Origin of the sequence: Stenotrophomonas sp. PS02301, from assembly GCF_029959485.1 — a bacterium.
Taxonomy (GTDB): domain Bacteria; phylum Pseudomonadota; class Gammaproteobacteria; order Xanthomonadales; family Xanthomonadaceae; genus Stenotrophomonas; species Stenotrophomonas maltophilia_Z.
Map to the genome: position 1 here is coordinate 1 of NZ_JASCOO010000134.1, position 8,276 is coordinate 8,276.

Consider the following 8,276-nt stretch of genomic DNA (forward strand, 5'->3'; position numbering starts at 1 on the left):
CCGCTGGCCGGCTCAGCAGAGTTCATGGGAGCCGGCCAGCGGCCGGCACTACCGGTGCCAGAGCGGTGCGAGGTCGATGACGGTGCAAACCGCCGTCAGCTGACGACATCGATCCGTTGTTGGAACGGCAACCCCGCCGCATCGCTCGCCGCGGTGATCATCGCGCGCGCCGCTTCCAATGCAGGGGTCGGTGGCGCCAGGCGCGGGCGGCGGTCCAGCGTGCAGGCCAGGCCCACATCCAACAGCGCCGCGTGCGCCTCGTGCAGGCCATCGCGGGTGCCCCCGGGCAGCCAGGCGATGTCGGCCAGCGCATCGATCAGGCTGGGGGTATCGCGCGGTTGCACCACCTGCGGGTGCGTAACGGCGCTGTCGAGCACGCCGGTCTGCAGCAGGAATTCGAGATCGACGATACCGCCTGCGCCCTGCTTGAGATCGAGCCGTGCGGCATCGCTGCGGTCCAGTTCGGCACGCATGCGCGCCCGCATCTTCAGCACATCGGTGTAGAGCACGGTGTTGTCGCGCGGGCGCGCCAGCGTCTGCGCGCGCACCCGTTCGAAGTCGGCCAACAGCGAGTCATCGCCGGCGATGGCACGGGCACGCACCAGTGCCTGGTGCTCCCAGGTCCAGGCGCGTTCGCGCTGGTATTCGGTATAGCTGGCCAGCGAGGACACCAGCGCGCCTTTGCCGCCATCCGGGCGCAGCCGCACGTCGATGTCGTACAGGCGGCCGGCGGCGGTGACCGCGCCGAGCATCGCCATCACCTTCTGCGCCAGGCGCGCATACCAGCGGCCGGGGTCCAGCGGGCGTGGACCGTCGCTGCTGTCCTGATCGGCCGGGTGATCGTGCAGGAAGACCAGATCCAGATCCGAGCCGAAGCCCAGCTCCAACCCGCCCAGACTGCCGTAGCCGATGATGGCGAAACGCCCGCCGGGAATGCCACCGTGCTGGCGCTGCATGTCGGCCTGCACCAGCGCGAGCACGGTGACGACCACCGCCTGCGCGAGTTCGGCCAGTTGCCGGGTGGTGTCGACCGCGCGCTGGCGACCATCCAGCGTGGCCATCGCCATGCGGAAGCTCAGCGCCAGCCGGATCTCGTTGAGCAGCCGCAGCGCGGCTTCGGGATCATCGATGGTCAGCGCGACAGCGCACTCGGCCTGCATGCCCGCGGCATCCGGCATCGGACCGGAGACACGCACGTCCAGCAGTTCATCGAGCAGCAGCGGATACGCCGCCAGGCGCTCGGCCAGCAATGCGCTGCGTGCAAGTACATCGACCAGGCGCGCCAATGCGCTGGGCTGTTCGTCGAGCAGGGCGAGATAGCTGGTCCGGCGCAGGATCGCCTGCAGCAGGCCGAGTACGCGCTTGAGCGCGGCATCCGGCTGCGGTGAGCGCGTGGCGGCGTGCAGCAGCGCCGGCAGCACGCGGTCCAGGCGCGCACGCGCGGCATCGGACAAGGACTTCACCCCGGAGCTCTGTGCGAAATCACGCAGCGATTGATCGGCGCTGCCGGCATCGAAGAAGCCGGCTTCGGCCAGCACCTCGGCGCTGCCGTTGTCGGGCAGGCCACGCCAGTAGCTGGCCAGTGCATCCGGCGCGGCCTGGCCCCGGCGCGGTGCGAGCAGTGCGGCGAACTCGGTGCTGACGCGCTCGCGCTGCACATCCAGCGCGGCAACCAGCGCGTCCCAGTCGTCGTAACCGAGTCCGCTGGCGATGCGCAGGCGGTCGGTGGTGTCGGTGGGCAGCGCATGCGTCTGTGCATCGCGCAGCATCTGCAGGCGGTTTTCCAGGCGACGCAGGAAACCGTAGGCATGCAGCAGGTCGGCGCCGTCCTGCTCGGCCATCTGGCCGGAGGCGACCAGCGCCGGCAGCGCGTGCAGCAGACGACGCTCGCGCAGCGGCGCTTCACGGCCGCCGCGGATCAACTGCAGGGCCTGCGCGAGGAACTCGATCTCACGGATACCGCCGGGGCCGCGCTTGATGTCATCGTGCATCTCGCGGCGCGAGACCTCGGCGGTGATCGCGGCCTTCATTTCGCGCAGGCCATCGAGCGCGGTGAAATCCAGATAGCGGCGGTAGACGAACGGGCGCAGGGTCTGCAGCCACGCTTCGCCCGCGGCGATATCCCCGGCGACGGCGCGCGCCTTCAGCCAGGCATAGCGCTCCCAGTCACGGCCTTCGCGCTGGAAGTACTGGTCCATGCCGGCGAACGACAGCGCCACGCGTCCGGCATTGCCGAAGGGGCGCAGGCGCAGATCGACGCGGTGGCTGAAGCCATCCACGGTGGTGTCATCGAGCAACCGCGCGAGGCGCTGGCCAAGGCGTGCGAAGTATTCCTCGGCGGCGAGCGGGCGCGCGCCATCGGATTCGCCGCCCTGCGGGTAGGCGTAGACCAGGTCCACGTCCGAACTGAAATTGAGTTCGCCGCCGCCGAGCTTGCCCAAGCCGAACACCACCAGCTGCTGCGCGCTGCCGTCCGCCGCACGGACCACGCCATGGCGGCCGGTGAATTCCTGCTCCAGCGCGGAGAGCGCGAGCTGCAGGCACTCCTCCGCCAGGCGGGTGGCACCGGCAAGCGTGGCAGGCACGTCATCCTGCCCGGTCAGGTCGCGCCAGATCAGGCGGGTGGAGGCGGCGGTGCGGTAGCGGCGCAGGCGCTGCTGCCATTCGCTGGGCTGCAGCGGGTCCAGTTCCGGCAGGGGCAGCGGTGGGCAGCCTTCCTGGGTGAGATGCGACAACAGCGCCGGCTGGCGGCACAGGGTGTCGATGGCGAAATCGCTGGTGACGGCCAGCGCGCGCAGGGTCTCCAGAACGGGCGCCGGCGGTGGCCAGTGGCCGCCATCGGTCAGCGACAGGGCCAGGCGCGCCAGGGCGCGATCAACCAGGGGAACAAGGGCGTCGGGGACGCGCGCGGGCGCGGCGAGGTCGGAAATCGGCATGGGGGGATTATGCCCGGCGCGTGTCGACGCGAGAGACCTATCGGCGCCCCGATGTTCCGGAAGCGAGACATAAAAAATGTCCGCAGTCAAGCGATTGTTGAAATCAGCCTGATGGCCGGAAGTCTATATGGGGTGCGGGTTTGGCTCTACTTCGGGCCGCCTTGCGGGGCTGTGGCGTTGTGGGCTGGGAGCCACATAGGAGCTTCGCGGTAGAAAGCCCGAGCGTGCTGCATCGGGGGCGGTTGCCTGCAGGCGGTAGCCGCGTTTGGTCTTCATAGCCCAATCGGTCGCCGTCCTCCAGAATGAAGAACGCGCAGCCTTGGGCTGCGCGTTTGAGGGATGGCCGCCAGCGGAAACCGGCATCATCAGCTTGGCTTCGGCGGCGCGGCCTTGCCCGCGCCTCCCTTCCTGAATCCCCGATCTCCGACCATGAAGGCTTCTAGCATGTGCGGAATTAGCACCGTGGCATCGACCGCCTCGCCGTAGGTCTGCGCGTGCAGCGTAGCGTAGCGGTCGAGGTCGGCTTTCAGGCTGGCCGGGCAAGCAAAAGTCAGCTTCGTGGATTCCGTTTTCGGCAGCGGCCCGAGCCGTAGCTTGCGCGTCGTCATCGCGAAGTCCCCCTGTTGAAGAAAAGTGGCTGGTACGGCCGCAGCACCAGATCGCGGTTGACGATGATGCGAACCGGCAAGCCGGGGCGCTCCGTCAAGGTGGGCTGGATGTTGAGGTTGCGCCGGGTCATCTCCTGACCGACCTGATTGATGCTGTCCTGGGCGCTATCGCGGCCGGCGATGATGACGCGATCACCGTCCTGCCGGTTCTCCGGCGCAGCCAGTTCGGCACCGATGCCCAGTAGCGTCGTCAGTGCCGCACCGGCAAAGACGCGATCCCAATGCCAATCCACATCATCTTCCAAGCCGGCGTAGCCGGCCGGATCGGTGCCGGCCAAGTTGTCGAGCTTGAGCGAAGACGTGTCGGGCAGGATGATCCGGTTCCACACCACTTGCACGCGGCTCTGCCCGTAGCTGACCTGGCTGTTGTATTTGCCCAGGATGCGTGACCCCTGCGGGATCAGCAGGAACTTGCCGGTAGCCGTGTCATAGACCGGCTCCGTCACTGTGGCGATCACATCGCCCGGCAAGTCCGACTTGATGCCCGTCACCAGCGCCCCGGCGACCACCGTTCCGGCCATGACCTGATACGGCGACGCCGGCAGCGTCAGGTTGCCGGAATCACGGGCTTCCGTGGTTCCGGCTTTCTGGAATGCCTCTTTCTGGTCTTGCCGGTTCTGCACGGCGGTCGGGTCGGCGGGCTGGGCCGCCGTCGACGCAGGCCCGGCCGCCAGCGGGTCGAAGGCCGCATTGGCGGTGAAGCCCGGCGCAGCGGCTACCTGTGTCTGCGCCACCGGCGCGGCCTTCTGCGAACCAGAGCGGAAGAACACCGCCGATGCCGCTGCTGCTTCGGCTTCCTTGCGCAACGCGTCGTTGGGGTCGTTGCCGGGGGCCGCGTAGGCGGCCGTCACCGGCTGCTGCGACTTCACAATGGCCGGGCCAAGATCGCCTGGCAGCGGCGGCCCCAACTCCGGCACGGATGCCGCCAAGGGGGGCGGCAGCTTCGAGTAGTCCGCCGGCAGCGCGTCCAACCCTTCGGACTTCGAGACGCGATCGACGTTGTAAAGCTCGGTCTGCTCGCCTGCACCGCGCCGCTGCGGTTGCAGCGACCACATCAGCGCGCCGAGCACAGCGACCGAGAGACCGCCGACGAGGATGGCCAGCGTGCGCCGGTTCAGGCGCGTGACCGGGCGCGGTTGGGCGCGCAGCGCAACTGCCTCGGGTGCCACCTTGCCCGCATGCGGCGTGGCGAGGTCGGGAGTGTCGTCCTGGCTCATGGTCAGTTCCTCCGCGCCAAGCCATCCGTGCGTTCGATACGCACCACGTCACCCTTGTCGCCGCCCAGGCGCAGTTCGGCCGCGCCGAACAGCCGATCCACGATGTAGTAAGGCGAGCGAAAACGGTAATTCACCAGTTGTCCGTCGCCCTGCGCGCCGATGACGAACAGCGGTGGCAGCTCGCCTTGGGCGATTCCCGGCGGGAACTGGATATAGACCTTCTCGCCATCGTCGAAGGCGCGCAGCGGCTTCCACGGCGGATTGCTGCCTGAGACGGAATATCGGAAGCGGATCTTCTCCAGCGACAGTCCGGTATCGACCGGTGCGGCGGCGCTAGCCGCCTGCGACTGGCGCTGCAAGGCCAACATCCGGTCTTTTGGGTAGTCCCAGGACACCGACGCCATCCATGCCTTTTCCGTCGAGGTCAGTTCCAGCAGGTATGTTCTGCGACTGGTGGTGATGACCAAATTCGTCTTGAGGCCTGAGCGGATGGGCTTGACCAGCACATTGATGCGCATCGCGTCGCCGCTGCCGCTGGACGTGTCACCGACGATCCAGCGCACGGTATCGCCGGCTGCGACCGTCACTAGTTCCTCGCCCGGCTGCAAGGAAACCACGGTCACGCGTCCCGGCGCGGCATAGACTTGGTAGAGCGCACCATCGGTGAAGGGCCACACCTGAATCGCATTGACGTAGCCCTCGCGCGTGGGCGCGATGCGCGCCTCGGCATTGGCACGGGAAACGCGCACCTTCTCATCGGCCGGCTCCGGCTTAGCCGGGGCCGCGTCCAACTCGTGCAGCGGCTTCAACTGCGCTGGCAGCGCCAGCGGCTCGGGCATGGCGACGACTTCCACTGGAGCAGGCGGCTCCGGCAGCGGCTGTGCCTGCACCGGCTCATCGAGCGAAATGGACGGAGGCGGCTTGCCCTGCGAAGCGCAGCCCGACAGGGCCACCACGGTCAGCGCGAAAGCGTATAAGCGGAAAGACAGGTTCATGGCTTGGCTCCTTCAGAAGAATCCAGTTCGCGGCTCCACGACAGGCCGTTGACGTAGATACCCAGCGGGTTCTTGCGCAGGCGCTGTTCGGTGCGCGGGGTTTGCAGGACGGTGGAAAGCACCGCGTTCCATCGCTCGGTCCCGGCGGGGGCACCGTTGATGAACCGTTGCTCCGTCCAACGGACGTTGAACGAGGCATCGCTGGCGCGTACCACGCTGGTGATCTGCACCGTCACCGACTCGCGGCCAACACGGGCGAAAGGATCGTTCTTGCTGGCGTAGTCGTTGAGCACCGCCGCGCCTTTGTCGGTGGTGTAGTCGTAGGCGTCCAGCCAGTTTTGCCGCACCACGATGGGATCGATAGACAGCGAGCGCACCAGCGTCACGAAGCGCGCCAGGTGGTGCGCGATCTGCGCATCGGCGGGCCGGTACGGCGTGGCGGCTTCGCCGACGGCGCGCACCTGCCCCGACTGATCGACCTCGATGACGTAAGGGGTGACGATGGACTGCGCCGAGCGCCACACCAGGCCACCGGCCATCAGCAGCGCAAGCGTGAGGCAGCCGAAGGCCATAAAACGCCAGTTCTTGGCCTGGACGCGGGCCGAGCCGATGCGCTCGTCCCACACCTGCGCGGCGGATTGGTACGGGGTGGCAGGCTGCGGCGTGTCGGCATAGCGCACCTGCGGGCGTTTGAATCGCATAGGGTTCTCCTTGGTGGTCAGGTATCGGGTCACGCATCGGGGCGCAGGCTTGGGCCTTGCCCTGAGCCGCCGCCGTCGCCACTGCGCAGCGTGTGGGCTGCGGTGGTTGCGGCATGGGTGATCTGCTGGCGGCGGTGCATCCGCTTTGCCCAGGCGGGTTGCTCTTGCTTCGGCGCGCTGGCTGCGCCTTCGCCTGCGGCGGCCTGGCCGGAACCGGCAGCGCCGACATCCGCACCGTTCCATCCTGCCCGGAAGGAGTCGGCCACCTTCTGACCGGCAGCGGAAGCGCCCGATGCAGCTCGGCGGCCTGCCGCTTGCGCGCCGGTCTTGGCGACATTGCCGAGGCCCGCAGCCGCGCCTTTAGCCCCGCCGCCCGCAGCGGCGGAACCGGCCTGGAATGCGGACTTGGCGCTGCTGGCCGCCGACGTGGCGGCGCGTGCGCCGCTCCCGGCCAGCTTTGCGGCGGCCGGGGCCATGCGTGCGCCCGCCATGACGGCACCGCCCACGCCGGTCGCGGCGGCACCGATGGCAACACCCGTGCCTACCGCGCCGACGGCAGCGCCCGCCATCGCACCCGCGCCGAGCTGCGGCGCACCGGACACAAGGCCCGTGGCGATGCCGGGGCCGAAGATGCCCAGCGCCAGCAAGGCAAGCGAAGCCAGCATCACGACAAGCGCATGGTCGATGGAAGGCTCGTCGGGATGAACCTGGAACTCCGCGAACAGGCCCGAGCCGATGCCGACGATTACCGCCAGCACCAAGACCTTGATGCCTGACGAAACCACATTGCCGAGCACCTTTTCCGCGAGGAACGAGGTTTTGTTCCAGAGCGCAAACGGGATCAAGACGAAGCCGGCAAGCGTGGTCAGCTTGAACTCGATCAACGTGATGAAAAGCTGAACCGCGAGCACGAAGAAACAGAGGATCACCACCAGCCAAGCGATGAACAGCACCACGATGGGGTCGAGGTTCACGAACACTTCGGGGAAGCCGGCCATGTCACCGATCTGGTCGAGGATCGGCGCAGCGGCGTCGATGCCGGTCTTGGCAAGCCGACCCGGCTGCAAGAAGTTCTCCATCGTTATGGCCGAGCCAGTGGCGGTGATGCCTAGCCCGGCGAACGAGCGGAACACGATGCTCGACAGCCAATTGAAGTTACCGATGATGTAGGCGAAGGCACCGACGTAAAGCACCTTGCGCAGCAGCTTGGCGATCACGTCCTCGCCCTGGCCGGTCGCATGGCTCATGGCCCAATACAGACCGGCAATGGTCATGTCGATGACAATGAGAGTGGCCGTCAGGAACGCGACTTCGCCTTGCAGCAGACCGAAACCGGAGTCGATGTAGCGCGAGAAGGTATCGAGGAATCTGTCGATGATCGTTACGTCGTTCATGGCGTGTCCTCCGCAGCGGCGAGCGACGCATCACCTTCCGGCGCGTCGTCGGTTGGCGTGTCGAAACTCGCCGGAATCGGCGGCAGTTCTGCCAGCGTCCGGTATTCGTCCGGCCCAGTCTGGCCGGTGAAGAAGCGCCGCCGGAAGGCTTCGGCAGCGGCGCGACAGGTGTCTTCGCCTGCGGTTTGCCGGTCGGCTGCGCATTGGGCGCGCAGCGCCTTGAGCCGCACGGGATCGGCGGCCAAGGTGGCGGTCAGGTCTTCAGCCGGCTGCTGGCCGCATGCGGTCAGCAGCACGGCCAGCAGGACAGGAACGCATCGCATGGCCGCCTCCCGTCAGTTGTTGTAGAAGTTGACGGACTGCGG

The 8,276-nt window shown here is 67.6% G+C and carries 7 protein-coding genes; all 7 read right to left on the bottom strand.

Annotation, left to right across the window (positions count from 1 at the left end; translation table 11 throughout):
- Positions 1-95: 95 nt before the first annotated feature.
- The 7 genes from glnE to QMX81_RS19525 all read right to left on the bottom strand — a co-directional run bounded on the left by glnE (position 96) and on the right by QMX81_RS19525 (position 8,234).
- Positions 96-2,936, bottom strand: a complete 2,841-nt coding sequence (gene glnE / locus QMX81_RS19495) for a bifunctional [glutamate--ammonia ligase]-adenylyl-L-tyrosine phosphorylase/[glutamate--ammonia-ligase] adenylyltransferase (protein ID WP_282263964.1) — start codon at positions 2,934-2,936, stop codon at positions 96-98.
- Between the two features lie 365 nt (positions 2,937-3,301).
- Positions 3,302-3,544: a DUF2274 domain-containing protein gene (locus QMX81_RS19500; protein WP_004883121.1), complete on the bottom strand. Its 243-nt coding sequence runs from the start codon at positions 3,542-3,544 to the stop codon at positions 3,302-3,304.
- Complete coding sequence (locus tag QMX81_RS19505; RefSeq protein ID WP_004883119.1) at positions 3,541-4,821, bottom strand: TrbI/VirB10 family protein; 1,281 nt, start codon at positions 4,819-4,821, stop codon at positions 3,541-3,543. The genes QMX81_RS19500 and QMX81_RS19505 overlap by 4 nt, the downstream gene beginning before the upstream one ends.
- Positions 4,822-4,823: 2 nt before the next feature.
- Positions 4,824-5,816 (bottom strand): P-type conjugative transfer protein TrbG, encoded by a 993-nt coding sequence (gene trbG / locus QMX81_RS19510; protein ID WP_004883112.1) that lies wholly within the window; start codon positions 5,814-5,816, stop codon positions 4,824-4,826.
- A complete protein-coding gene (gene trbF, locus QMX81_RS19515) occupies positions 5,813-6,517 on the bottom strand; it encodes a conjugal transfer protein TrbF (protein WP_004883108.1) in 705 nt (234 codons plus the stop codon). The genes trbG and trbF overlap by 4 nt, the downstream gene beginning before the upstream one ends.
- A 29-nt stretch (positions 6,518-6,546) precedes the next feature.
- On the bottom strand, positions 6,547-7,911 hold the full coding sequence (gene trbL, locus QMX81_RS19520; protein ID WP_004883106.1) for a P-type conjugative transfer protein TrbL: 1,365 nt from the start codon (positions 7,909-7,911) through the stop codon (positions 6,547-6,549).
- Positions 7,908-8,234, bottom strand: coding sequence for a hypothetical protein (locus tag QMX81_RS19525; protein ID WP_004883103.1), 327 nt, complete (start codon positions 8,232-8,234; stop codon positions 7,908-7,910). The genes trbL and QMX81_RS19525 overlap by 4 nt, the downstream gene beginning before the upstream one ends.
- Positions 8,235-8,276: the final 42 nt, after the last annotated feature.